At 63.7% G+C, this 24,113-nt stretch carries 22 protein-coding genes and 1 pseudogene; 14 read left to right on the top strand and 9 right to left on the bottom strand.

What is annotated here, in order from left to right; all coding sequences use genetic code 11:
* From KF827_RS08475 to KF827_RS08435, 10 genes and pseudogenes are all read left to right on the top strand, one after another.
* Positions 1-773, top strand: a 773-nt coding sequence (locus tag KF827_RS08475; protein WP_291003372.1) for a transcription termination/antitermination protein NusA, incomplete at its 5' end; no start/stop codon positions are given.
* Complete coding sequence (locus KF827_RS08470) at positions 754-1,170, top strand: DUF448 domain-containing protein (protein WP_291003369.1); 417 nt, start codon at positions 754-756, stop codon at positions 1,168-1,170. The genes KF827_RS08475 and KF827_RS08470, both read left to right, overlap by 20 nt.
* Before the next feature lie 124 nt (positions 1,171-1,294).
* Positions 1,295-1,447 (top strand): annotated as a pseudogene (locus tag KF827_RS19530) (translation initiation factor IF-2 associated domain-containing protein); the annotation flags it as partial.
* Between the two features lie 396 nt (positions 1,448-1,843).
* Positions 1,844-4,309, top strand: coding sequence for a translation initiation factor IF-2 (infB, locus tag KF827_RS08465; protein ID WP_367273129.1), 2,466 nt, complete (start codon positions 1,844-1,846; stop codon positions 4,307-4,309).
* A gap of 16 nt (positions 4,310-4,325) precedes the next feature.
* Positions 4,326-4,775: a 30S ribosome-binding factor RbfA gene (gene rbfA, locus KF827_RS08460; RefSeq protein ID WP_291003363.1), complete on the top strand. Its 450-nt coding sequence runs from the start codon at positions 4,326-4,328 to the stop codon at positions 4,773-4,775.
* Positions 4,776-5,726: a tRNA pseudouridine(55) synthase TruB gene (truB, locus tag KF827_RS08455; protein ID WP_291003360.1), complete on the top strand. Its 951-nt coding sequence runs from the start codon at positions 4,776-4,778 to the stop codon at positions 5,724-5,726.
* Complete coding sequence (rpsO, locus tag KF827_RS08450; RefSeq protein WP_291003357.1) at positions 5,723-5,992, top strand: 30S ribosomal protein S15; 270 nt, start codon at positions 5,723-5,725, stop codon at positions 5,990-5,992. The genes truB and rpsO overlap by 4 nt, the downstream gene beginning before the upstream one ends.
* 252 nt (positions 5,993-6,244) lie before the next feature.
* Positions 6,245-8,386, top strand: a complete 2,142-nt coding sequence (pnp, locus tag KF827_RS08445; RefSeq protein ID WP_291003354.1) for a polyribonucleotide nucleotidyltransferase — start codon at positions 6,245-6,247, stop codon at positions 8,384-8,386.
* A 127-nt stretch (positions 8,387-8,513) separates the two neighbouring features.
* Complete coding sequence (locus KF827_RS08440; RefSeq protein WP_291003351.1) at positions 8,514-9,317, top strand: thioesterase family protein; 804 nt, start codon at positions 8,514-8,516, stop codon at positions 9,315-9,317.
* A gap of 60 nt (positions 9,318-9,377) precedes the next feature.
* Positions 9,378-9,938: a hypothetical protein gene (locus KF827_RS08435; RefSeq protein ID WP_291003348.1), complete on the top strand. Its 561-nt coding sequence runs from the start codon at positions 9,378-9,380 to the stop codon at positions 9,936-9,938.
* Here the strand turns inward: KF827_RS08435 and KF827_RS08430 are convergent.
* Complete coding sequence (locus tag KF827_RS08430; protein WP_291003345.1) at positions 9,928-10,521, bottom strand: nitroreductase family protein; 594 nt, start codon at positions 10,519-10,521, stop codon at positions 9,928-9,930. The genes KF827_RS08435 and KF827_RS08430 overlap by 11 nt on opposite strands.
* A gap of 189 nt (positions 10,522-10,710) precedes the next feature.
* On the opposite strand from KF827_RS08430, the gene KF827_RS08425 reads away from it, so the two are divergent.
* Positions 10,711-12,405 (top strand): alkaline phosphatase D family protein, encoded by a 1,695-nt coding sequence (locus tag KF827_RS08425; protein WP_291003342.1) that lies wholly within the window; start codon positions 10,711-10,713, stop codon positions 12,403-12,405.
* Here the strand turns inward: KF827_RS08425 and KF827_RS08420 are convergent.
* Positions 12,386-12,823: a PaaI family thioesterase gene (locus KF827_RS08420; protein ID WP_291003339.1), complete on the bottom strand. Its 438-nt coding sequence runs from the start codon at positions 12,821-12,823 to the stop codon at positions 12,386-12,388. The two genes, KF827_RS08425 and KF827_RS08420, sit on opposite strands and share 20 nt — an antisense overlap.
* A 334-nt stretch (positions 12,824-13,157) precedes the next feature.
* Complete coding sequence (locus tag KF827_RS08415) at positions 13,158-14,870, bottom strand: PAS domain-containing sensor histidine kinase (protein ID WP_291003336.1); 1,713 nt, start codon at positions 14,868-14,870, stop codon at positions 13,158-13,160.
* A 164-nt stretch (positions 14,871-15,034) separates the two neighbouring features.
* Between KF827_RS08415 and KF827_RS08410 the strand changes: the two genes are divergently transcribed.
* Both KF827_RS08410 and KF827_RS08405 read left to right on the top strand, forming a co-directional pair.
* Positions 15,035-16,357 carry a deoxyguanosinetriphosphate triphosphohydrolase gene (locus KF827_RS08410; RefSeq protein ID WP_291003333.1) on the top strand — a complete coding sequence of 441 codons (1,323 nt, stop codon included), beginning with the start codon at positions 15,035-15,037 and terminating at the stop codon, positions 16,355-16,357.
* A 21-nt stretch (positions 16,358-16,378) separates the two neighbouring features.
* Positions 16,379-16,978, top strand: a complete 600-nt coding sequence (locus KF827_RS08405; protein ID WP_291003330.1) for a 2-hydroxychromene-2-carboxylate isomerase — start codon at positions 16,379-16,381, stop codon at positions 16,976-16,978.
* A gap of 66 nt (positions 16,979-17,044) precedes the next feature.
* Here KF827_RS08405 and KF827_RS08400 read toward each other — a convergent pair whose 3' ends face one another.
* Both KF827_RS08400 and KF827_RS08395 read right to left on the bottom strand, forming a co-directional pair.
* The gene (locus KF827_RS08400; RefSeq protein WP_291003327.1) at positions 17,045-18,457 is read right to left on the bottom strand and encodes an MFS transporter; all 1,413 of its coding nucleotides are present in this window, start codon (positions 18,455-18,457) and stop codon (positions 17,045-17,047) included.
* Positions 18,458-18,747: 290 nt separating this feature from the next.
* Complete coding sequence (locus tag KF827_RS08395; RefSeq protein ID WP_291003324.1) at positions 18,748-20,073, bottom strand: aspartate aminotransferase family protein; 1,326 nt, start codon at positions 20,071-20,073, stop codon at positions 18,748-18,750.
* Between the two features lie 148 nt (positions 20,074-20,221).
* Between KF827_RS08395 and KF827_RS08390 the strand changes: the two genes are divergently transcribed.
* Complete coding sequence (locus tag KF827_RS08390) at positions 20,222-20,770, top strand: cupin domain-containing protein (RefSeq protein WP_291003321.1); 549 nt, start codon at positions 20,222-20,224, stop codon at positions 20,768-20,770.
* A 6-nt stretch (positions 20,771-20,776) separates the two neighbouring features.
* Here the strand turns inward: KF827_RS08390 and KF827_RS08385 are convergent, their stop codons facing one another.
* The 4 genes from KF827_RS08385 to KF827_RS08370 form a co-directional block, all read right to left on the bottom strand.
* Positions 20,777-21,130 carry a RidA family protein gene (locus KF827_RS08385; protein ID WP_291003318.1) on the bottom strand — a complete coding sequence of 118 codons (354 nt, stop codon included), beginning with the start codon at positions 21,128-21,130 and terminating at the stop codon, positions 20,777-20,779.
* A gap of 53 nt (positions 21,131-21,183) precedes the next feature.
* Positions 21,184-22,494, bottom strand: a complete 1,311-nt coding sequence (locus KF827_RS08380) for a TRAP transporter large permease subunit (RefSeq protein WP_291003315.1) — start codon at positions 22,492-22,494, stop codon at positions 21,184-21,186.
* Between the two features lie 6 nt (positions 22,495-22,500).
* Positions 22,501-22,953, bottom strand: coding sequence for a TRAP transporter small permease (locus KF827_RS08375; protein WP_291003312.1), 453 nt, complete (start codon positions 22,951-22,953; stop codon positions 22,501-22,503).
* Positions 22,954-23,082: 129 nt separating this feature from the next.
* Positions 23,083-24,066, bottom strand: coding sequence for a TRAP transporter substrate-binding protein (locus KF827_RS08370; protein WP_291003309.1), 984 nt, complete (start codon positions 24,064-24,066; stop codon positions 23,083-23,085).
* Positions 24,067-24,113: the final 47 nt, after the last annotated feature.

Below are 24,113 nucleotides of genomic sequence, written 5' to 3'. Positions count from 1 at the left end.
TCGGCGCCTGCGTCGGCATGCGCGGCAGCCGCGTGCAGGCCGTGGTGAATGAATTGCAGGGCGAAAAGATCGACATCATCAAATGGTCGCCCGATCCGGCCACCTTCATCGTGAATGCGCTGGCCCCGGCCGAAGTGGCCAAGGTGGTGCTGGATGAAGAAGCCACCGGCGTGGAAGTGGTGGTGCCCACCGATCAGCTGTCGCTCGCCATCGGCCGCCGCGGCCAGAATGTGCGCCTGGCCTCGCAGCTTACCGGCTTCGATATCGACATCCTCACCGAGGAAGAAGAATCCGAGCGCCGCCAGAAGGAATTCCGCGAGCGCAGCCAGCTCTTCATCGACGCGCTGGATGTGGACGAAACCATCGCCCAGCTGCTGGTGACCGAAGGCTTCGCCAATGTAGAAGAACTCGCCTATCTGCCGCTGGAAGAGCTGGCCGATATCGAGGGCTTCGATGGCGAATTGGCGCAGGAACTGCACGATCGCGCGGTCGAGTATGTCGAGCGCCGCAATGCCGAATTCGACGAGAAGCGCCGCGAATTGGGCGTGGCGGACGAGGTGGCGGAAATCGCCGGCCTCAGCCCCGCCATGCTGGCCGCTTTGGGCGAGAAGGGCGTGAAGACCTTGGACGATCTGGCCGATCTGGCCGGCGACGAGTTGCGCGAAATCGTCGGCGAGGACGCGATGAGCGCCGACGACGCCAATGCCATCGTGATGGCGGCGCGCGAGCATTGGTTCGCCGACGAGGCGGCGGATGGCGCCTCGGCCGAGTAAGACGGAGCCGGCGACCCGGCGTTGCGCCCTTACGGGCGAACGTCTGCCGCCGGACCGGCTGATCCGGTTTCGCATCGAGGCGGATGGGCGATTGCTTGCCGATCCGCGCCGGGCGCTGGGCGGCCGGGGTTTGTGGTTGAAGCCGGAGCGGGCCTTGCTGGTCCGCTTGGGCGAGGAAAAATCCGCCGAGCGCCGGGCTCTGGCCCGGGCGGCAAAGCGGATGGTGCGGCTGGAAGCGGATTTTCTGGCTGCGTGGGAGCAGGATTACCGCGCCTGGTGTGCGGATTTGCGGGGGCGCGTTGTGCCTGCGCAGAACAAGCAGGGTGAAACGCCGCTGATGCGGCGCCTGGCCCTGGCGGAATTTGGTTTGGCCGGTTTGGCCGGCATCGAGCGTTGAGCAAGGCCGGCTAGCCGGTGGTTCGAGAGTTGAGTGAGAAGCGTAAGCGTGCCGGCCATGGCGGTCGTCGCGCAAATGGAAAAAGCCGGGGCCAAGACGACCCGGCGGCGGAAGCGGAACTGGTATGAGCGACGTGAACGAGCAGGATAAGGATAAGCTGACGGCGCGGCCGAAGCGGCTAGAGCTGAAGAAGACTGTGGAGGCCGGACAGGTCCGCCAGAGCTTCAGCCATGGTCGCAGCAAGGCAGTGGCGGTGGAGGTGCGCAAGAAGCGCACCATCGTGCCACCGGGCGGCGCCAAGCCAGCAGCCGATGCCGCGCAAGGTCAGGCCGCCCCGGCTGCATCGCAGCCGGCTGCTCAGGCCGCACCGCAAACCGCCGGCCAGGTTCCGAGCCAGGCTGCCGCTCCGGCCGCTGGCGCAAATGCTGCCGCGCCGCAGGTGCAGCAGCGCCCATCCTATGCCCAGGCGATTGCCGCCGCCGAAGCCGCCAAGGCCGAGACGGAGGCTCGCGAGGCTGAAACCCGCCAACGCGAGGCAGCGGCCAAGCCGGCTGCCAGCGACAGCCAGCCGCAGGTTCCGGCGGCTCAGGCCCCGGCCGCCCGTGTCGAAACATCGGCTGCTGCTTCGCAATCTGCGGCCCCGAAGGCTCCGGCTGCTGCCAGCGGCCCGCGCATGAGCGCGCCGGCCACCGGCGATGTTCGCCCCGGCGGCCCACGCATGAGCGCACCGGCCACCGGCGATCGCAGCGGCCGCGCGCCGCAGCGTGGCCCGGCCCCCACCGCCCAGCGTGGTGCTGCGCCCAGCACCCAGCGCGGCACCGGCATGGTGCTGAAGACGCTGACCGAGGAAGAAAAGCAGCAGCGCGTGCGCGACGATGTGTTGCGCAATCGCGTTGGCGAAATGCGCCGTGCGGCGGAAGAAGACATGCGTCGCCGGCAGGACGACCTGTCGCGTGCCGTAGCCGAGCGCGAAGCCGCATCGCGGCGCGCCGCCGAGGAAGAAACCCGTAAGAAGGCCGAGGAAGAGGCGCGCAAGAAGGCCGAAGCCGAAGCCATTCGCCGGCTTGCCGATAAGGAAAAGGCTGCCGCTGCCCTGGCCGCCAATCCCGCCACCAGCGCGGCTCCTGGCCGTGCGGCGGAAGCGGAGGATGACGAAGAGGGTGCATCGCGCCGTCGCGGCGCCGGTGGCGCACCCGGCAAGGTCGCGCCCGCGCGTCCCGCCCCCAGCAAAACCCGCGGCGGCGACGACCGCCGGCGCGGCAAGCTGACGATCAGCACCGCTCTGGATGAAAACGAGCGCGTGCGCTCGGTGGCATCTTTCCGCCGCCGCGTGGAGCGCGAAAAGCGCCTGATGCAGCAATCTGCCCTGGCGCCGACCAAGGTGCTGCGCGATGTGGTGGTGCCCGAAACCATCACGGTGCAGGAACTGGCCAGCCGTATGGCCGAGCGCGGCGTCGATGTGATCAAGGCGCTGATGAAAATGGGCGTGATGGCCACCATCAACCAGGTGATCGACGCCGATACCGCCGAACTGATCGTTTCCGAATTCGGCCATCGCGTGCAGCGCGTGGCGGAATCCGATATCGAAATCGGCCTGGTGGAAGATGCCGACGACGACAGCGTGCTGCTGCCGCGTCCGCCGGTCGTCACCGTGATGGGCCATGTCGATCACGGCAAGACCTCGCTGCTCGATGCTTTGCGCCAGACCGATGTGGCTGGCGGCGAAGCCGGCGGCATCACCCAGCATATCGGCGCCTATCAGGTGCATCTGAAGTCTGGCAAGGCGATCACCTTCCTCGATACCCCCGGCCATGAGGCCTTCACGCAGATGCGTGCGCGCGGCGCCAAGGCCACGGATATCGTGGTGCTGGTGGTTGCGGCCGACGACAGCGTGATGCCGCAGACCGTGGAAGCCATCCATCACGCCACGGCGGCCAAGGTGCCGATCGTGGTGGCGATCAACAAATGCGACAAGCCGGGCGCCAATCCCGACAAGGTGCGCCGCGAATTGCTGCAGCATGGCATCGTGGTGGAGCAACTGGGCGGTGAAGTGCAGGCGGTGGAAGTCTCGGCCAAGGCCAAGACCAACCTGGATCAGTTGGAAGAGCAGATCCTGCTGCAGGCCGAAATCCTCGATCTCAAGGCCAACCCGGATCGTCGCGCCGATGGCGTGGTGATTGAAGCCAAGTTGGAGCGCGGTCGCGGTTCGGTGGCCACCGTGCTGGTACAGCGCGGCACCCTGCATGTGGGCGATGTGTTCGTGGCCGGCAATGCCTATGGCCGCGTGCGCGCCCTGATCGACGACAAGGGCAAGAACGTGGTCGAGGCCGGCCCCGCCACCCCGGTGGAAGTGCTGGGCCTGCAGGGCACGCCCGAAGCCGGCGACGAATTCATGGTGGTGGAGAACGAAGCCCGCGCCCGCGAAGTGGCCGAGTTCCGCCAGCGCAAGCTGCGCGATGCCCGCGCCGCCGCCGGCAATCGCGGCACGCTCGAGCAGATGTTCTCCAAGATCAAGGCCGGCGAGGCCAAGGAACTGCCCATCGTCATCAAGACCGATGTGCAGGGCTCGCTGGAAGCCATCCTGGGCTCGGCGCAGAAGCTGGCCACCGAGGAAGTTGCGGTGCGCGTGCTGCATGGCGCGGTCGGCGCCATTAACGAAAGCGATATCGCATTGGCCGCTGCATCGGGCGGCGCCATCATCGGCTTCAATGTGCGTGCCTCCAAACAGGCGCGTGACCTGGCCGAGCGCGATGGCGTGGATATCCGCTATTACTCGATCATCTACAACGTGCTGGACGATCTGAAGGCCCTGCTCTCGGGCATGCTGGCGCCTACGGTGCGCGAGCGTTTCCTGGGCTATGCGGAAATCCGCGAGGTATTCAACATCACCAAGATCGGCAAGGTGGCCGGCTGTATGGTCACCGAAGGCCTGGTCAAGCGCGGAGCCAAGGTTCGCCTGTTGCGCGACAACGTGGTGATCCACGAGGGTCAGTTGTCCACGCTGAAGCGTTTCAAGGACGATGTGCGCGAAGTGAAGCAGGGCATGGATTGCGGTATGTCGTTCGAGAATTACGACGACATCAAGCAGGGCGACATGATCGAGTGTTTCGAACTCGAGACGGTAGCCCGCCAGCTCTGACGCTGGAGGAAGCGGCATGCGCAAACCATCACGCGGCTCATCACGTGGGGGCGATAGCCCCACGGGCGGACGCAGTCAGCGCCAGCTTCGGGTAGGCGAGGAAATCCGCCATATCCTGTCGGATGTGCTGCGGCGGGCGCATTTCCGCGATCCCGATCTGGCTGGCGCCGTCATCACCGTGACGGAAGTGCGGGTCAGCCCGGATTTGAAGAACGCCACGGCTTTCGTGATGCCGCTCACCGGTGCAGCGGGGGCAGGCGATGATACCGATACGGTGCTGAAGGCGCTGGATCGGGCCCAGGCCTATATCCGCACCCTCGTCGCGTCCGAGATCAACCTGCGTTTCGCACCCACGCTCAGCTTCAAGCGGGATACCAGTTTCGATACCGCCAGCCGCATCGAATCCGTGCTGCAGCGGCCGGACGTGCGCGCCGATCTGCAAAAAGACGACGAAGCGGACGCTTAAGTGAGCCGTAAGCGCAAAGGCCGGCCGCTCAGCGGTTGGATTCTGCTGGATAAGCCCGAGGGCATGACCTCCACCCAGGCGGTGGGCAAGGTGCGTTGGCTCACCCAGGCCGCCAAGGCCGGCCATGGCGGCACGCTGGATCCGCTGGCCACCGGCCTGCTGCCGATCGCGCTGGGCGAAGCCACCAAGACCGTGCCCTATGTGATGGATGGCAGCAAAATCTACCGTTTCACGGCGCGCTGGGGTGAAGCCACCAGTACCGACGACCGCGAAGGTCCGGTGGTGGCGCAATCCGACACGCGCCCGGACGAAGCCGCCATCCGCGCCCTGCTGCCGGGCTTCATGGGCGAGATTATGCAGCGCCCGCCGGCCTATTCAGCGCTGAAACTGGATGGCGCCCGGGCCTATGATCTGGCGCGCGCCGGCGAAACCGTGGAACTGGCGCCCCGGCAGGTACGGATCGACCGTTTCGATTTGGTGGATTGTCCTGACCGGGATTCCGCCATTTTCGAGGTGGCCTGCGGCAAGGGCACCTATATCCGCGCCCTGGCCCGGGATATCGGCGAAAAGCTGGGCTGTTTTGCCCATGTGACCAGCCTGCGCCGTCTGCGGGTGGGCGGATTCGATATTTCCCAGGCGTTTTCGCTGGATTCGCTGACCGAACTATGCCAAAACGGCGCCGCCCAGGAATACCTGTTGCCGATCGAAACCGCGCTGGACGACATCCCGGCCCTGGTTGTGACCGGCCCCCAGGCCGAGCGTTTCCGCCACGGCCAGAGTTTGCGGGTTTCCCGAGCGGGCTTGCCGGATGCTCAGGATGGCGAGTTGGTGGTGAAAGCCGATGGCAAGGCCATCGGACTGGCACTGCTGGTCGACGATGAATTACGGCCGGTCCGGGTGTTCAACCCAGATCTTCCTATAACCCCGATGTCGCGGAGTGAAGTACCATGACGATTACCGCCGAGCGCAAGAAGACGCTGGTTGCCGAATACGCCACCAAGCCTGGCGATACCGGTTCGCCGGAAGTGCAGGTTGCCCTGCTGACCGAGCGCATCAACAATCTCTCCGACCATTTCAAGGGCCATGGCAAGGATGTGCATTCCCGCCGCGGCCTGCTGATGATGGTTTCCAAGCGGCGCAGCCTGCTGGATTACCTGAAGCGTGTGGACGCCCCGCGTTACACCGCGCTGATCCAGCGCCTCGGCCTGCGCAAGTAAGCATGAAGGTCGCCGTTTTCCGCCTGTGCGGCGGCGGCGACCACGCCATGGCTCCTGCTACCAAAGCCCGGTTCTCAGTCTTGTCGCATCCCCATCGGGATGCGCCAGTGCTGGCCGGGCTTTTCGTTTAGGCGCCTGGCATCGACCGCCGGCGGGGATGGGCCCCGCTTGCGGTATTTGAAGGCGGCGAAGAGCGCCGCCCTGCATGGGCAGCATCATTGGGATGCATGCCCTGGGAAGGACGAAAAGACGATGTTCAATGTTCACAAGACCGAATTGATGTGGGGTGGGCGCAAGCTCACCATCGAAACCGGCAAGGTCGCGCGTCAGGCCGACGGTGCCGTGATGGTCACCTATGGCGAAACCACCGTGCTGTGCACCGCCGTTGCCGCCAAGTCGCCGAAGCCGGGCGTGGATTTCTTCCCGCTCACCGTGAACTATCAGGAAAAGGCTTTTGCCACCGGCAAGATCCCCGGCGGCTTCTTCAAGCGCGAAGGCCGCCCGAGCGAGAAGGAGACCCTGGTCTCCCGCCTGATCGACCGCCCGATCCGCCCGCTATTCGCGGAAGGCTTCCGCAACGAGACCCAGGTGGTTGCCACCGTGCTGGCGCATGACCTGGAGAACGATCCCGATATCGCCGCCTTGGTGGGCGCTTCCGCCGCTCTCACCATTTCGGGCATTCCCTTCATGGGCCCGGTCGGCGCTGCGCGCGTTGGCTATATCAATGGCCAGTATGTGCTGAACCCCAGCCTGAAGCAGCTGCCGGAAAGCACCCTCGATCTCGTGGTCGCCGGCACCGGCAAGGCCGTGCTGATGGTGGAATCCGAAGCGCAGCAGCTGCCGGAAGACGTGATGCTGGGCGCCGTGATGTTCGGCCATCAGCATTTCCAGCCGGTGATCGAGGCCATCATCGGCCTGGCCGAGCGTTGCGCCAAGGAACCGATGCCGCTGTCTGACCGCGCCGGTTACGAGGCCGCCTACAAGAAGCTGGAAGAATCCGGTATCGAGGCGCAGCTGCGCGTTGCCTATGAAGAGAAGGTGAAGCAGGCCCGCTACGCCAAGGTCGGCGAAGTGAAGAAGAAGGCCAAGGCCTTGTTCGAAGGCTCCGACGCCAATCCGGTGGATGTGAGCGACGCCTTCAAGGAAATGGAAGCCAAGGTGGTGCGCTTCAACATCCTGGATACCGGCCTGCGTATCGATGGCCGCGACACCAAGACCGTGCGCCCCATCGTGTGCGAAACCGGCGTGCTGCCGCGCGCCCATGGCGCCGCCTTGTTCACCCGTGGCGAAACCCAGGCCCTGGTGGTCACCACGCTGGGTACCGGTTCGGACGAGCAGATCATCGATGCCCTGGAAGGCGAATACCGCGAATCCTTCCTGCTGCATTACAACTTCCCCCCCTATTCGGTGGGTGAAGCCGGCCGCATGGGTTCGCCGGGCCGCCGCGAAATCGGCCATGGCAAACTGGCCTGGCGTGCGGTGCATCCGCTGCTGCCCAGCAAGACCGAATTCCCCTACACCCTGCGCGTGGTGTCGGAAATCACCGAGTCCAACGGCTCGTCCTCGATGGCCACCGTCTGCGGCACCTCGCTGTCGCTGATGGATGCCGGCGTGCCGATCAAGGCGCCGGTGGCAGGTATCGCCATGGGCCTGATCCTGGAAGGCGAACGCTTCGCCGTATTGTCCGATATCCTGGGCGACGAGGATCATCTCGGCGACATGGATTTCAAGGTGGCGGGTACGTCTGAGGGCGTTACCTCGCTGCAGATGGACATCAAGATCGCCGGCATCACCGAAGAGATCATGAAGGTGGCGCTGAACCAGGCGAAGGATGGCCGTATCCATATCCTGGGCGAGATGGCCAAGGCGATCACCGAAAACCGCTCGGGCGTGAAGGAAACCGCCCCGCGTATCACCGTGATCACCATCAACAAGGACAAGATCCGCGAAGTGATCGGTTCCGGCGGCAAGGTGATCCGCGAGATCGTGGAGAAGACCGGCTGCAAGATCGATATCGAGGATGATGGCACGATCAAGGTGGCGTCCACCGATTCCGCCGCGTCCGAGATGGCGATCAACTGGATCAAGTCGATTGCTTCCGAGCCGGAAGTGGGCGCCATCTACAAGGGCAAGGTCGTGAAGCTCGTCGATTTCGGCGCCTTCGTGAACTTCTTCGGCAACCGCGATGGTCTGGTGCATGTGTCGGAAATGGCGCCGCGTCGCGTCAACAAGCCGGCCGATGTGGTGCAGGAAGGCCAGGAAGTCCGCGTCAAGGTGCTGGGCATCGACGAACGCGGCAAGGTGCGCCTGTCCATGAAGGTGGTGGATCAGGAAACCGGCGAAGATCTGTCGAACAAGCCGCGTGCCGAGTCCACTGAAGGCCAGGACGACTAAATCCATCCCCTAACGGGACGCTACGTAAAGGCCGGGCTTTTGCCCGGCCTTTTTCGTTCGCGCTTGTCTGCCTGGAAGGCATCGGCATAAATGGCGGGCAACACAGGTTCGTTGCGGGAGATGCGTCATGCCGACATTGCGGTCCGTCATCGATGGTTTCGTTGCAGAGGCCGGGGTGTTCTCGCTGCAGGCGCCGCCGGAATGGTCGCAGGGCCGCACGCTTTATGGCGGCATGACCACGGCTTTGTCGGCGCAGGTGGCGCTGAAGGCGTTACCAGGCCTGCCGGTGCTGCGTTCGGCTCAGGTGGCGTTCATCGGTCCGGCATCCGGCCTGTTGCGTTTCACGCCGGCCCTGCTGCGCCAAGGCAAATCCAGCGCCATCGTCGGTGTGGATTGCCTCTCTGCCGCCGATAGCCGGGCCGAAACCGGTATTGCGGCGCGTTCGATCTTCACCTATGGCGCCGGCCGCGAGAGCAGCGTCGCCCATGATTTTTCAACACGGCCGGATGTGCCTGCCCCCGATGCCTGCCCGGTTTATGCCGACCCGGATGTTTTCAGGCCCAGCTTTTTCCAAAATCTCGATGTAAGGCTGGCCGCCGGCAAGCGGCCGGTATCGGGCGAAGGCGTGCCGGATTTCATGGTCTGGGTGCGGCATCTCGATAATGCCGGCCTCGATCCCATCGTGGCATTGCTGGCGTTGGCCGATGCCCCGCCGCCGGCAGCCATGATCCAGTTCAAGGCCTTCGCCCCGATCAGCAGCATGACCTGGAGCATCGATCTGTTTCAGCCGGTGGCCGCCAGCGATTGGTATCTGCTTCGGTCGTATAGCGAGCAGGCGGCGCATGGCTATTCGCTGCAGGGGATGGAGCTTTGGAATGCGGCCGGCCAGCGCGTGGCGGCGGCCCGCCAGATGGTGGCCCTCTTCGCCTGAAGGTTATGCATCTTTAAAAAATATCGCGCCAAATCTGCGGCGCTCTTCTATCATGGCGCCATGGATGATGCGCTGCCCTTTGCCGATGATCCTATCCTGGTGGAAACCGCCAGGGTCTGGCATCGGCTTTGCGATGGCCGGCAGATGCCTGAGCGCACTGCATTCGATCCGCTGTTACTTTCTGGCGCGGTCTGGCCCTATCTGCTGCTGGCAGAACCGGTGCCGGGCAGCACGGCCATGCGCTATCGCCTGGTCGGTGGCGCCCATGTGGATCGCTACGGCTATGACTTCACCGGCCGCACCACGGCGGAAACCGCTCAAGGCAGCTATCGGCAGTATTTGGAAGAATTCTATGCCCTGACGCGTCAGGGCCATCCGGTTTATGCCGCCAGCCAGTTTCGCTGGGATGCGGATGGCTATGCGGTCAGTCGTCGGGTATGCCTGCCGCTGGCCTGCAATCGCCATGGCATCCAGGTGCTGTGTGCGCAAACCTGGATCAGCGGCGTGGCCTGGAATGGCCGCTCTGTGCCGCATCTTGTCGGCACCGGCGGGTTTGCCGATGGCGGTTACGAGACGATCCCGCGGGACCGTCTCGCCGCCTTGTGCAGCCTCAGCCCTTAAAAACGCCTTCGAAGGCGATTTCGCTCAACGGCTTGCGGGCATTGGGGATTTCGCGGGCGGCCAACACCTCGGGCAAGATCGACTTGTCGCCCTGACGACCGATCACCGCGCCGGCATCCACATGATATTCGGCCGGCAGCTTCAATTCGGTCTTGGCGCGGTCGCGGTCGAAACCGATGATGCCATGGGCGGCCCAGCCGGACAGGGAGGCCTGCAGCGCCAGATAGCCCCAGGCGGCGCCGCTATCGTAAGACGGCGTGGCCGAAGTCATCTCGGCACCGTTCGGGCCGATGAAGCCGGCCTTGGAGGCGATCACGATGATCGCGGCACCATTCTTCGCCCAGGCCTGGTTGCCTTCGTTCAGCAGGCCGAACAGGGTGTTCCAATGCGGGGTGTCGCGGCGGGCATAGATCAGGCGCCAGGGCTGCGAATTGTAGGAGGACGGCGCCCAGCGCGCGGCTTCCAGGATGATGTTCAATTCCGCCTCGGGAATCGCCTCGCCGGTGAAGGCGCGCGGCGACCAGCGCTGCAGAAACTGGCTGCTGATAGGATGATCGGCTTTGCGGCCATTGGCTGCGGTCATGAAAGGCTCCCCATTCTCTCGAAAAAACTACGGCGCTAATGTTGCGTATTGGCCGGAAAAAGAAACCCTCCGGAAGCACAAATATTTGTACTTTTCTGCCCTTGCTGCGGTTTCGGTTTCGATATGGAAACTTGCCTGCCAGCATGCCATGCTGGCGCCGTTGGCAGGCGACAGCGGGCAACCGGCAAGATGGCAGCAGGAAATCGGAAGAAGAGTGGCGGCATATCGCGGCGGCAATTCCTGGCGGTAGCCTCGCCCTTGTCGCTGGGTGGGGCGGGGGCGCTGGCGGGTTGCGTTTCGGCCGGCGACAAAGCTCCGGTTTCCTCTCATGCCGTGCAATCCGGCTTCACCCATGGCCTAGCCAGCGGCGATCCCGATGCCAGCAGCCTGCTGCTCTGGACCCGCTATCTGCCGACCGATGGTCAGGCGGCAACCCTGCAATGGGAAGTGGCCACTGATCCCGGTTTTACTGGCATCATTGCGCGCGGCAGCGTGCGGGCCGATCCGGCGCGGGATTATTGCGCCAAGGCGGTGGCCGGCGGTTTGCCTGCCGATAGCAGGGTGTATTACCGCTTTCGCGCGTCCGATGGTGTCCTGTCCGGCATTGGCCGGGGCCGCACCTTGCCGGCCATTGGCCGGCGGACGATGAAGCTGGCGGTGTTTTCCTGCGCCAATATCGGCTTCGGGTATTTCAACGCCTATGGTCATGCGGCGGCGCGCGAGGATTTGGACCTGCTGCTGCATCTAGGCGACTACATCTACGAATATGGCGACAAGGCCTATCCCTCGCCGACCCAGCGCGCGCCGGGCCGCCAAGGCCTGCAACCGGATCATGAGATCGTGGCGCTGGCTGATTACCGGCAGCGCTATGCTTTCTATCGCCGCGATCCCGATCTGCAGGCGTTGCATGCCGCCCACAGCATGATGGCAGTGTGGGATGATCACGAATTCGCCAATGATGCTTGGCGCGGCGGTGCGCAGAATCACCAGGCGGCCACTGAGGGCGAATGGAATGCACGGCGCGCGGCGGCGCGTCAGGCTTATTACGAATGGCTGCCGATCCGCGATGCAGAGCATCTCTATCGCAGCGTGAAGCTGGGCGATCTGGCCGATCTGTTGCTGCTGGATACCCGCATCGAGGGCCGCGATGCCCCGGCGGCATTGCCGCGCGGATTGATCGACAATCCGCCCGGCAGCCCGGCCTATCTGGCAGCGCTGGATGGCTATCGCGCCGCGCTGGAAAAACCCGACCGCCATCTGCTGGGCAGCCGGCAGCAGGATTGGCTGGCCGCCGGGCTGGAAGCCTCGGCCCGGCGCGGCGCCACATGGCAGATTCTGGCGCAGCAGATCGTGTTCGGCGAACGGCGCTATCCGCCGGCCGTGGTGGAAAAATTGCCCGAAAGCGCCAGCCAGGCCCTGCGTAGCGGCCTGGCCCGCAGTGCCGATCTGCATATGCGCGGGATCTCCCCCTCGCGGGATTCCTGGCCCGGCTATGTGGCCGAACGGCGCTGGCTGCTGGATCAGGCCGGCAGGCCCGGTCGCCGCGTGGTGATGCTCAGCGGCGACACCCATAATGCCTGGGCCTTTGCCCATGGCCCGCATTTCATCGAATGCGCCACGCCGGCGGTCACCTCGCCGGGCATGGAAACATCCGTGCCGTTGCCGCCTGCCGATCTGGCGGCATTGATGCGTGCATCCAGCCCGGGCATGCTGTGGTGCGATACCGGGCGGCGCGGCTATCTCGATCTCACGCTTTCGGCGGAAGGCTGTACGGCGCAGTGGCGGCTGTTGGATACCATCCGCGAGCATCGCAGCCGTATGGCGGCGGAACCCGCGCTGTATTTTGCCGTATTGCCAGACGGGATCAGGGCGCCAGCAGCTTGAAGCGCGCTTCGGCGCGGCAGATGCGTTTGCCTTCGGCCATCAGATCGCAGGTTACCACCACATAATCGCCCTTCTGCGCCATGGCGATGCAATGGCCTTCCAGCCATTGGCCGATCCTGGCCGGGCGCAGATACTTGATCTTGAGATCGGTGGTCACCATGCGGCGGCCGTTGAAGCCCAGACTGACAAAGCCGGCCATGAAACTATCGGCCAGCGTGGCGAGAAACCCGCCATGGCCGGTGCCGTGACGATTGCTGTGTTTGGGCCTTACATGCAGGCCATAAACCGGCAGGTTATGAACCGAATGGCCCTCCGGCTGTTCGCGTATATAGAAACGCCCCAGGCCGGTAAAAAAACGCGATGCGGATTTTGCGCGGACAAAGCCGGGCGGAATGGGCGGAGAAACGACAATCGGCATAGCTATCCCTCGCCAATCCGCAGGGATTTGTAAAGGGCCATGCCAGCCAGCCGAAAAGCGCGTGGCAAAAAGAAAAAGGGCGGCACCGTGGGAAGGCGCCGCCCTTCAAGGCAGGGGAGGAATCAACTTAACCTACGCACGACAATCAAAAATCTTTACGGCGGGAGGTCATCAGGATCTCGGCGGCGGCGGAGCCGGGTATCAGGGGGGGAGGGGGGACAGGAGCCAGCTCCACCGCCGCTTTCGATGGTGACAACATAAACCGGCCCGGTCACCCATGCAGTGATGGCTGTCACGAAGTTGCAGGCTTTGCCAAAAGCCGCGTTTTTCAGCGTCAGGCCTTGCCTGGCAGATGGATTTCGATCCGCGTGCCATGGCCGGGGCGGCTTTGCAGGCGCAGCTTGCCATTATGCAATTCCACCAGGCTCTTGACGATGGCAAGCCCAAGGCCCGCACCGGCCTTGGTTCTCACCATGAAAGCTTCGCCGCGTTCGAATGGCTGGAAGGCGCGCGCTTGTTCGCTTTCGCTCATGCCGATGCCGGTATCGCTCACCGCGATCATCACGCTATCGCCATCGGCGCGCGCTTCCAGCGTGATCGAACCGCCCGGGCGGTTGAACTTCACCGCGTTGCTCAACAGGTTCAGCAGGATCTGCATCAATGCGCGGCGATCGGCATGGCATTGCAGATTGGTAGGCGAATAGATCAGTTGCACATGCTCGGCATCAGCAGCCGGGCGGGTCATTGAAACCGCCTCGGTGAATATTTCGTCCAACGACAGGGTTTCCGGCTCCAGCTTTTGCCGCCCGGCATCGATTCGCGAGAGATCGAGGATATCGTTCACCAGTGCCAGAAGATGCTGGCCCGATGTATGGATATTTTGCACATAAGCCTGCTGCTTCTCGTTGACGGCGCCGCCATAGCCGGCGCTCAGCATTTCGGCAAAGCCGATAATGGCATTCAGCGGCGTGCGTAATTCGTGGCTCATATTGGCCAGGAAGCTGCTTTTGGCGCGGTTGGCACGCTCTGCAACCTGCATGCCTTCGATCAGCCGCGCCTCGGCTTCCTTCAGCCGAGTGATGTCCAGCGCCACGGTCACCACGCCGCGCACCATGCCTTCGTCGCTGCGCAGCGGCACCTTGGTCACCCACCAGATCACCTGCCGGCCGCTTGGATAGGTCCAGGGCGATTCGGCGAAATCTTCCGGCATGCCGCTTCGCAGCACCCGGCGGTCGGAGGTTTCAACCATCGCCACTGCCGGGGTGTCGGCGATGTCGCTAAATCGTTTGCCGATCGGATCGCTGGTATATTCGGCGAACATCGTTCGCGCATAATTGTTCATCATCACATGGCGCAGTTCGGTATCTTTGAAATGCACGATGGCCGGGATCGTGTCGATCACCGTGCGCAACAAGGCAAGCGCATCCAGCTTCTCGCGTTCGGCGGCAAGGTTGGCGCGTTGCATTTCATCCAGATGCAACAGGGCCAGCCCGATGCCGGAAAGCAGGTTCACCACCATGGAGGCCAGCACCGGCCATACCGGCGTTGCCGATTCGCCCTGCATCACGGCGAAAACCAGAAATACCAAAGAATTGGCGGCGCGCAGCAGCAGCAGAATGCCGATGAAGCCATATAGCCGCGAACGCTGCAGGCGGATCATCAGCAATCCGGCAAAAGCCAACAAGGCCGCCTGCATGCCGAAGGCCGGGGCTGCCCGCATCGAAGGCAGGTTCGCATAAAACCCGAAAGAAACCACGGTGCAGAGCAGGCTGAACAGCACCGCCTGGCGCCAATCGGCGCTCAAGCCCAGTTGCGAGCGCACGCCATAGAGCAGAAACCAGGCAAAAATCTGCTGCATCAGTGCGGCCACGCCCAGCAGGATGATCGGCAGCGGATGCCAATAGATATGCAGGGTGAGAATCGCCCCGCCGATTGCCAAGGCGAAATGCGAGAGCGACCAATACAGCAACGAAATGGCGCTGGGGGCAAACAGGATGCGTATTGCCAGGCAAAGCACGGCAACCAGGCCGGTTGCCAGCATAGCCATGATTGCCAGATGTAACATCTCGTGCCGTTCCCACGCTCCCTGCGGCGGCCAGTGTGGAACCGGCGCCGGAAAAAAGGAATAGCCGCGCCTCGAAGCGATGCGAAAATCGCTCCGGGCTTCGCCGCAGGCTTGTAGCCCGGACGGGGATTCTGCAATCTGCCGGGATGATGTCCTGGCGCCGATTGCTGTCTCCGCGCCGGCTTGGCCATACAGGTGCCGAGCCGGTTACCCCCACCCGCAACCCTTTTCAGAAGGATTGGGATCGCGTGGTATTCTGCTCCGCTTTCCGCCGCTTGCAGGACAAGACCCAGGTACATTCGCTGCCGGAAAGCGATTATGTGCGCAACCGGCTCACCCATTCGCTGGAAGTGTCGTCGGTCGGCCGTTCGCTGGGTGCGCAGGTAGGCGAAGTGGTGGCCCAGCGCGCCGAGCTGCGCGAGGATCTGGGCGGCATCACGGCGGCCGAGTTCGGCCATATCGTGGCGGCGGCCTGTATCGGCCATGATATCGGCAATCCGCCTTTCGGCCATTTCGGCGAAGCCACGGTGCAGCATTGGTTCCGCTCGGGCGCCGGCGCGGTCTATCTGGAGGGCCTGAGCGCCGCACAGCGCGCCGATCTGCTGGCATTCGAGGGCAATGCCCAGGGCTTTCGCGTACTCACGCGCCTGCAGAACTGGCGCGATGCCGGCGGCCTGCGGCTGACCTGCGCCACGCTCGGCACCTTCATGAAATATCCCCATGGCAGCCTGGCCGCCGATCCGGCGCACCCGAAATTCGGCTTCTTCCAGGCCGAGGCGGATGCCTTTGCCGAAGTGGCCGATGCGGCGGGGCTGCTGGCGCTGGGCGGCGGCCGCCATGCGCGGCATCCGCTCACCTATCTGGTCGAGGCAGCCGACGACATCTGCTATTCGGTGGTGGATGTGGAAGATGGCTTCAAGCTGGGCCGCATCGGGTTCGATGATGCCGAAAGCCGTCTGCGCCGCCTGCTGCCCATGCTGCCGCCGCGCTATGGCGAGATCGAGGATAAACCCTGGCGCATCGCCTATCTGCGCGCCAAGGCGATCGGCGGCCTGATCGACCAGGCAGTGGAGGTTTTCCTGCGGCATGAGCAGGAAATTCTCGCCGGTAGCTTCAGTGGCGATCTGTTGTCGCGCACGCCCTCGGCGCCGCATCTGGCCGAGATTGCCGGCTTCACGCGCGAGCGTATTTTCGAAACCCGCGATCGGTTCCAGACCGAAGTGATGGGCGGCGAAATCCTGGTCAGCCTGCTGGAAGCCTTCTGTGCCGCTCATGCCGCTTTCGAGCGTGCCGGTGGCAATGAGGCCGAACTGGCACCGCGCGACCGCGCTTTGCTGCGGTTGATGCCGCGCCAGCCGGATCCGGCCGCTGCGCGCTACGATTGGCTGCTGGATGTGACCGATCATGTCAGCGGCATGACCGATTCCTACGCATTGAAGCAGTTTCAGCGCCTGCGTGGATTGCAATAAACAAAAACCGAGGAAATCCCGATGCCGCAAACCATCGATTATTATATTTTTCTCGCCTCGCCCTGGGCCTATCTGGGCTCGGCGCGTTTCGCCGATCTGGCGCGGGCGCATAACCTTGTGGTGAATGTGCGGCCGATGGATGCCGGTACGGTATTTCCCGCCAGTGGTGGCCTGCCGCTGGCCAAGCGCGCGCCGCAGCGCCAGGCCTATCGCATGACCGAGCTGAAGCGTTGGCGCAGTTTTCTCGGCCTGCCCTTGAACCTGCAGCCGAAATTCTTTCCCACCGCCGAGGCCCAGGCCGCCCGCATGGTGGTGGCCGCGCAACTGGCTGGCCAGGAGGGCGCCTTGGCGTTGGCGCATGGCTTCATGCGCGCGGTCTGGGCAGAGGATGCCGATATCGCCGCCCCCGAAACCCAGGCCCGGGTGGCCACGGCCTGCGGCCTGGATGCGGCAGCGCTTGCTCAGGCGGCTGAACGCGAGGATGTGAAGGCAGCCTATGCCGCCAATGCCGAGGCCGCGCTGGCGGCTGGCGTGTTCGGCGCGCCTTCCTATGTGCTGGATGGAGAGGTCTTCTGGGGCCAGGACCGGCTGGATTTCCTGGCGCGCGCGCTGAAGGATTGAGGATCGGTTATTTTTTTTGCGCTGGCTACACGTGTCGGCGCGGCAGGTTCCCCATTTTCGCGCCGGCTATACATGCCGGCGCGGCAGGCTCCATGCCATGAAGCAGCCGAGGGCGCCGTAAAGCGCTAGCAGCAGAAACACATAGCGGTAGCTGCCGCTGATTTCGGCACGCAATGCTGCCACCTTGGCGGCATCCATCGCCGAAAGGCTGGTGCCGCCTTGCAGGATCGCCTGCAGGGTTGCCGCATCCACCAGGCCGCTGGCCGATACCAGGGCAAACAGCAAGCTGCCGGCCAGCGCCGTGCCGATCGCGGCGCCCACCGAACGCGATAGCTGCACGCTGGCGGCGGCAATGCCGATCATCCCGGGCGTGGCCTCGGATTGCACGCTCACCTGCACCACGCCCATCACCGTACCAAGCGTGAGCGATACCAGGCCGAAAGCCAGGCCGACGGTATGGCTTTCCATCTGGTCGATGGTCAAGGCCAGGCCGAGCAGCAGCAGGGTTGTGAAGATCAGGCCGATGGAAGGCATGATCGCGGTGCGATGGGTGCGACTGACGATTTGTCCGGTGAGGATCGATCCCACCCCCACCCCCATCGTGGTGGGCAGCAACAGCAGGCCCATTTCGGCGGCCGACATGCCGCGCACCGTGCTGAAATAGATCGGCACGAAGGTGAGCATCGATACGAACAATCCGCCATGGCACATTGCCAGCACATCGCTGCGCCAGATGGTGGGGTTGCTCAACAGCGGGATCGGCAGCAACGGATGCTTCACCCGCCGCTCCTGCCACAGCAATAGCGGAAATGTGCTGGCGATGATGCCCAGCAGGCAGATCAGCAGCCAGGGTTCGATGTTGTTCCAGCGCCGCAATTGCTCCAACAGCATCAGCAGCGCACTGATGAAGGCGGCAAACAGCAGCAGGCCGAAAAAATCGAAGCGGAAAGGTTCGCGCGGCGTGCTGCGCGGCGGCAGTCGGAATACCAGGCCGATGGCCAGCAGGATCAGCGGGATGTTCACCAGGAAGATCGAACGCCAGCCGAAATGCTCGGTGAGAAAGCCACCCGCCACCGGCCCGAAGGCACTGGCGCAAACCGCCACACCGGCCAGATAGCCCTGATAGCGCGCGCGATCATGCGGCGGCACGGCTTGGCCGATCAGTGCCTGCGACAGGGTCATCAACCCGCCGCTGCCCAGGCCGTGCAGCATCCGCGAGAAGATCAGCATTTCCATGCTCTGCGCCATCGAGCATAAAACCGTGCCCAGCATGGCGATCACCAGCGCCACGGCCATCAGGCGGCGGCGGCCCAGCACATCGCCCAAGCGGCCATAGACCGGCGTAACGATGGCCGCCGAGATCAGATACGACACGATGATCCAGGGAATGCGTTCCACGCCGCCCAGATCGGCGGCGATCTGGGAGAGTGCGGTGGTTACGATCGTGCTGTCGACCATGGCCAGAAACATCGGCAGCATGATCGAGGGAAAGACCGCCAAAAACGACGCGAGCCCAGGCCCTGGAGCGGGCTGCGGCGATGGTGAGGGAGCGGACATGAGTGGTGGGGGAGGGGATGAATGGCTGCAATCAAAGACCCAGGCATATTGCCCCGGGCGGAGGGCAGGGTCCAGCCAGCCGAAGCGGAATTCCGGGCGATGCGGTGCTATGTTACCGTCCGCCCGGAATTCATGCCAAACAGCGTGGTGGTTCGATCCACGTCAGCCAAGCTTAGTCTACGCCAACCTGGTTTAGTCCACGCCAACCCGGTTTAGTCCACGCTTGTGATGACTTCGCGCAGAATCCCGAAGGCTTCGTCGATATGCGCCTTGGTGAGGATCAGCGGCGGCGACAGCGCGATGGTGTCGCCGGTCAGGCGCACCAGCAGGCCGCGTTCGAAGCATTTCACGAACACGTCGTAGCCGCGCTTGGTGGGGGCATCGGGGCGCGGCGCCAGTTCCACCGCCGCCATGATGCCCACATTGCGCAGGTCGATCACATTGCGGGTGCCCTTCAGGCTGTGCACGCCATCTTCCCAATAGGGGCTCAATGCCTTGGCATTCTCGAACAGGCCTTCATCGCGATACACATCCAGCGTGGCAAGGCCGGCGGCGCAGGCCAGCGGATGGGCCGAATAGGTGTAGCCGTGGAACAGTTCGATCATGTGTTCCGGGCCCTGCATGAAGGCATCATGCACATGCTTGCGGGTGAACACCGCTGCTGCCGGCACTGCTGCATTGGTCAGGCCCTTGGCGGTGGTCATCAAATCCGGCAGCACGCCGAAGGTTTCGGCGGCAAAGGCCGAACCGAGGCGACCGAAGCCGGTGATCACTTCATCGAAGATCAGCAGGATGCCATGCTTGTCGCAGATTTCGCGCAGGCGTTTCAGATAGCCCTTGGGCGGCGGCAGCACGCCGGTGGAACCCGCAACCGGCTCCACGATCACGGCCGCGATGGTGCTGGCGTCATGCAGCGCGACGATGCGTTCCAGGTCTTCCGCCAGATGCGCGCCCCAATCGGGCAGGCCGCGCGAAAACGCCATGTCCTTCAGCGAATGGGTATGCGGCAGATGATCCACGCCGGCCAGCATGGGGCCGAACACCTTGCGGTTGGCCACGATGCCGCCCACGCTGATGCCGCCGAAGCCCACGCCATGATAGCCGCGTTCGCGGCCGATCAGCCGGGTACGGGCGCCATCGCCGCGTGCGCGGTGATAGGCCAGGGCGATCTTCAGCGCGGTATCCACTGCTTCCGAACCGGAATTGGCGAAGAACACATGGTTCAGGTCGCCGGGCGCCAGATTGGCCAGCCGGGCAGCGAATTCGAAAGCCTTGGGATGGCCCATCTGGAAGCTGGGCGCGAAATCCATCTCGGCGGCCTGGGCCTGTACGGCCTTCACGATCGAATCGCGGTTATGGCCGGCATTCACACACCAAAGCCCGGCGCAGCCATCCAGCACGCGGCGACCGTCATGGCTGATGTAATGCATGTCCTTGGCGCCCACCAGCAGGCGCGGATTGGCCTTGAATTGCCGGTTGGCCGTGAACGGCATCCACCAGGAATCCAGATCGTTCGGTACCGCTGCAGTTTGCGCCATGGTCGTCTCCTCCAATAAAGCGCCGGCATTCTGGGCGCCAGGCTCTGGCAAAACAACGCTTTTATGCCATGGGCTAAGCTCTTGAAATTGATGTGGCAAATAGAACAATGTTAAAGATAATAAACACCCGAAACAGGCGGAGCGGGCAATGGAGATCGATATTGGCGGCAGGCTGAAGGCGGTGCGTCAGATGCGTAAGCTGTCGCAGCGCGAATTGTCGCGCCGGGCCGGCGTTACCAATGCCACCATTTCGCTGATCGAGGCCAACCGGGTGAATCCCTCGGTGGGCGCGTTGAAGCGGGTGCTGGATGGCCTGCCGATGAGCCTGGCGGAATTCTTTGCGCTGGAATTGCCGGCGCCGCGCCAGGCCTTCTATGGCGCCGACGAATTGCTGGAGGTGGGCAAAGGCAAGATCAGCTATCGCCAGGTGGGCGGCGATCTCAGCGGACGTGCGCTGCAGATTCTGGTGGAGCGTTATGCACCTGGCGCCGATACCGGCCGCGTGCCGCTGAAGCATCGCGGCGAAGAGGGCGGCGTGATCCTGAAGGGCCGGCTGGAGGTGACGGTGGCCGGCAACAGCCGGGTGCTCGGCCCCGGCGATGCCTATTATTTCGAAAGCCAGCAGCCGCACCGCTTTCGCGTGATCGGCAGCGAGCCTTGCGAATTGATCAGCGCCTGCACACCGCCCAGTTTCTGACGCAGCTCATTCCTTGCTGGCGGCGATGGCGATGATCTCGATCAGGTCGCCTTCTTCCAGTTCGGCACCCACGCAGGCGCGTTGCGGCGGATTGTCGTGGTCCACCCATTCCAGCCAGACCGCATTCATTTCCGGCTTGCGCGCCATGTCGGCCAGATAGATCGTGGTTTGCAGCAGGCGGGATTTGTCGGTGCCGGCTTCCGCCAGTTGCCGATCCAGGTTGGCCAGGGCCTCCCGGGTCTGCCGGGTCATGTCCAGTTCATAGGTGTCGGCCGTCACCACGGTGTAGACCAATCCAGCATGGGCAACGATGCTGCTGCGCCCCGGCGCGCTGCCCGGGAAGCGTTTGATCGGAAGCATTCTTCACTCCTGCGCAATTTTACGCAAACACCATACCCAGATGCCGGTGCGGTTCAACGCGCCGGGCCGAGCATCTGGTCCGGCAGCCAGGTGACGATCTCCGGGAAAATGAAGATCAACGCCACCGCCACCACCATCAGCAGGAAGAATGGCAGGGCAACCCGGGCGATATAGGTGATCTGATGGCCGGTCATGCCTTGCAGCACGAATAGGTTGAAGCCCACCGGCGGGGTGATTTGTGCCATCTCCACCACCAGCACCACGAAGATGCCGAACCAGATCAGGTCGATGCCGGCGCGCTCGATCATCGGCAGCACCACCGCCATGGTGAGCACCACCATCGAGATGCCATCCAGGAAACAGCCGAGCATGATGTAGAACACCATCAGCACGATGATCAACATGGCCGGGCTGAAGCCCATCGTGGCGATCCAATCCGCCAGATGCCGTGGCAGGCCGGTGAAGCCCATGGCGAGCGTGAGGAAGGCCGCGCCGGCCAGGATCAGGCCGATCATGCAGGAAAGCCGGGTGGCACCCAGCAGGCTTTCGATGAAGGTGCCGATGGTCAGGCTGCGCTGCGCTGCCGAAATCACCAATGCGCCCACCACGCCGAGCGCTGCGGCTTCGGTGGCGGTGGCGATGCCGGTATAGATCGAGCCCAGCACGGCGAGGATCAGGCCCACCGTGGGCAGCAGATGGCGCGAAGCCCAGACTTTCTGGGTAAAGCTGAAGCGCTCTGTCGGCTCCGGGATCTTGTCGCGGTTGAGCAGCGACCAGACCATGATATAGCCCATGAACAAAGCGGCCAGCAGGATGCCGGGAAACACGCCGGCGATGAACAGCTTGGCGATCGACACTTCGGCGGCCACGCCATACACGATCATGATCAGCGAGGGCGGAATCAGCAGGCCCAGCGTGCCGGCGCCGGCGAGGCTGCCCACCACGATGGTTTCCGGATATCCGCGCTGGCGCAGTTCCGGGATGCTCATCTTGCCGATGGTGGCGCAGGTGGCGGCCGACGAGCCCGACACGGCGGCGAAGATGGTGCAGCCGATCACGTTGGTATGCACCAGGCGACCGGGCAGGCGTGTCATCCATGGCGCCAGGCCACGGAACATGTCTTCCGACAATCGGGTTCGGAACAGGATTTCGCCCATCCAGATGAACATCGGCAGGGCGGTGAGGGTCCAACTGGTGCTGGAGCCGAAGATGGTGGTCACCATGGCATCGCCCACCGGGCGGGTGGTGAACAATTCCATCGCCAGCCAGCCGCAGGCGATCAGGCCCAGGCCGATCCACAGGCCGGTGGCCAGGATGGCGAACAGCGCCAGGATGAGAAAGACGGAAATCAGGATCTGATCCATGGCGGCCTACTCCGTGCGCGCCAGTTCGGCGGGGGTGTCGTCCAGCGGCTTGCCGCGCAGCACGAGGAAGAATTCTTCGATCATGGCGATGAACAGCACACTGGTGCCGATCGCCATGCCAAGCTGGGGAATCCACAGCGGCGTGGCATCGTTGGAGGTGGAGATGTCGTTGAACTTCCAGCTCCACCAAACCATCTTGCAGGAATAGAAGGCGAAGAAGCCGGAAAACCCGATACCAAGTGCCACGCACCACAATTCCAGCCCGCGCCGGATGCCGCCGGTGAAGCGCTTCAGCACCAGGGTGACGCGGATATGTTCGCCGTAGGAAAAGGTATGCGCCAGGGCCAGGAAGGTGGCCGCGCCCATGCAATAGCCGGCATAGGCATCGATGCCGCGGATGTAGAAGTTGAACTGCCGACCGAGAATGCTCAGCAGGATGGTCACCAGCAGGGTGATCATGAAAAGGCCGGCGACCCAGCCGCAGGCCCTGTATAGCGGTTCGAGTGGCGAACGCATCGCAAGCAACCTTTTTTATTGTCCCCCGAAAACATTTCGGGCGGGGTTGCCCCCGCCCGATACGCTTAAGCCTTACTTCTTGAAGGCGTCCACGATGGCCTTGCCATCGGCGCCGGCCTTCTTGATCCATTCTTCGGTCATGGTGGCGCCCACCTTTTCGAAGCCGGCCTTCAAGGCCGGCGACGGCGGCAGCACCTTCATGCCGCCCTTCACCAGGGCCGCCTTGGATTCTTCGGTTTCCACCTTCACGGCGTCGAAGCCCCGCTTCTCGGCGGCGGCGGCGGCATCCATGATCGCCTTCTGGGTGGCGGCATCCAGCTTCTTCAGCGCATCGTTATTCACGAAGACCAGATTCTTCGGCAACCAGGCCTGGGTGTCGTAGAAGTGGGTCATGCTTTCCCAGGCCTTGATGTCGCGGCCGGTGGAGCCCGAGGTGATCATGGTGACGATCACGCCGGTGGCCATCGCCTGGGCCAGTTCGGCCTGCTGCACGGTCACCGGCTGGGCGCCCACCAGTTCGGCGATGCGCGAGGTGGCCGGGCTGTAGGCGCGGTATTTCAGGCCCTTCAGGTCATCGATGGTGTTGAGTTCTTTCTGCTTGGTGTAGATGCCCTGCGGCGGCCACGGCACGGCATAAAGCGCGGTCATGCCCTGCTCGGCCAGCTTCTTGGCGATGAAGGGCTTCTGCGCGGCCCACAGCTTGGCGGCATCGTCAAACGACGTGGCCAGGAAGGGCACGCCATCGGCGCCGAAGATCGCGATTTCGTTTTCCACGTTCACCATCAGCACTTCGCCGATCTGCGCCTGGCCGGTCTGCACCGCGCGCTTGATCTCGGGGGCCTTGAACAGCGATGCGCCCGGATGAACGGTGATCTCCAGCTTGCCGCCCGACAGACGCTTCACGTCCTCGGCGAAGGCAACCAGATTCTTGGTGTGGAAATTGCCGGCCGGGTAGGCGCCGGGCAGGTCCCATTTGGTCTGGGCCTGGGCCATGCCCGGGGCGGCGAAACCGGCGGCCAGCACAGCGGCGGTGGCAAGCAAAGTGCGACGAAGCATGTTTGTGATCTCCCTGCTTTTGGCGGTGCGTTTGCACCGAAGCGGGT

Origin of the sequence: Ferrovibrio sp. (assembly GCF_019636075.1) — a bacterium.
GTDB lineage: Bacteria > Pseudomonadota > Alphaproteobacteria > Ferrovibrionales > Ferrovibrionaceae > Ferrovibrio.
The sequence above is the reverse complement of the archived record's forward strand: the minus strand, read 5'-3'. Positions and strand labels throughout refer to the sequence as shown.

Bases quoted from the DNA above. Each gene is read 5' to 3' on its own strand.
- KF827_RS08470 (WP_291003369.1), top strand. From the start codon at position 754: ATGGCGCCTCGGCCGAGTAAGACGGAGCCGGCGACCCGGCGTTGCGCC.
- infB (WP_367273129.1), top strand. From the start codon at position 1,844: ATGAGCGCGCCGGCCACCGGCGATGTTCGCCCCGGCGGCCCACGCATG.
- rbfA (WP_291003363.1), top strand. From the start codon at position 4,326: ATGCGCAAACCATCACGCGGCTCATCACGTGGGGGCGATAGCCCCACG.
- rpsO (WP_291003357.1), top strand. From the start codon at position 5,723: ATGACGATTACCGCCGAGCGCAAGAAGACGCTGGTTGCCGAATACGCC.
- pnp (WP_291003354.1), top strand. From the start codon at position 6,245: ATGTTCAATGTTCACAAGACCGAATTGATGTGGGGTGGGCGCAAGCTC.
- KF827_RS08440 (WP_291003351.1), top strand. From the start codon at position 8,514: ATGCCGACATTGCGGTCCGTCATCGATGGTTTCGTTGCAGAGGCCGGG.
- KF827_RS08435 (WP_291003348.1), top strand. From the start codon at position 9,378: ATGGATGATGCGCTGCCCTTTGCCGATGATCCTATCCTGGTGGAAACC.
- KF827_RS08430 (WP_291003345.1), bottom strand. From the start codon at position 10,521: ATGACCGCAGCCAATGGCCGCAAAGCCGATCATCCTATCAGCAGCCAG.
- KF827_RS08425 (WP_291003342.1), top strand. From the start codon at position 10,711: ATGGCAGCAGGAAATCGGAAGAAGAGTGGCGGCATATCGCGGCGGCAA.
- KF827_RS08420 (WP_291003339.1), bottom strand. From the start codon at position 12,823: ATGCCGATTGTCGTTTCTCCGCCCATTCCGCCCGGCTTTGTCCGCGCA.
- KF827_RS08415 (WP_291003336.1), bottom strand. From the start codon at position 14,870: ATGGCTATGCTGGCAACCGGCCTGGTTGCCGTGCTTTGCCTGGCAATA.
- KF827_RS08410 (WP_291003333.1), top strand. From the start codon at position 15,035: ATGATGTCCTGGCGCCGATTGCTGTCTCCGCGCCGGCTTGGCCATACA.
- KF827_RS08405 (WP_291003330.1), top strand. From the start codon at position 16,379: ATGCCGCAAACCATCGATTATTATATTTTTCTCGCCTCGCCCTGGGCC.
- KF827_RS08400 (WP_291003327.1), bottom strand. From the start codon at position 18,457: ATGCTGCCGATGTTTCTGGCCATGGTCGACAGCACGATCGTAACCACC.
- KF827_RS08395 (WP_291003324.1), bottom strand. From the start codon at position 20,073: ATGGCGCAAACTGCAGCGGTACCGAACGATCTGGATTCCTGGTGGATG.
- KF827_RS08390 (WP_291003321.1), top strand. From the start codon at position 20,222: ATGGAGATCGATATTGGCGGCAGGCTGAAGGCGGTGCGTCAGATGCGT.
- KF827_RS08385 (WP_291003318.1), bottom strand. From the start codon at position 21,130: ATGCTTCCGATCAAACGCTTCCCGGGCAGCGCGCCGGGGCGCAGCAGC.
- KF827_RS08380 (WP_291003315.1), bottom strand. From the start codon at position 22,494: ATGGATCAGATCCTGATTTCCGTCTTTCTCATCCTGGCGCTGTTCGCC.
- KF827_RS08375 (WP_291003312.1), bottom strand. From the start codon at position 22,953: ATGATCACCCTGCTGGTGACCATCCTGCTGAGCATTCTCGGTCGGCAG.
- KF827_RS08370 (WP_291003309.1), bottom strand. From the start codon at position 24,066: ATGCTTCGTCGCACTTTGCTTGCCACCGCCGCTGTGCTGGCCGCCGGT.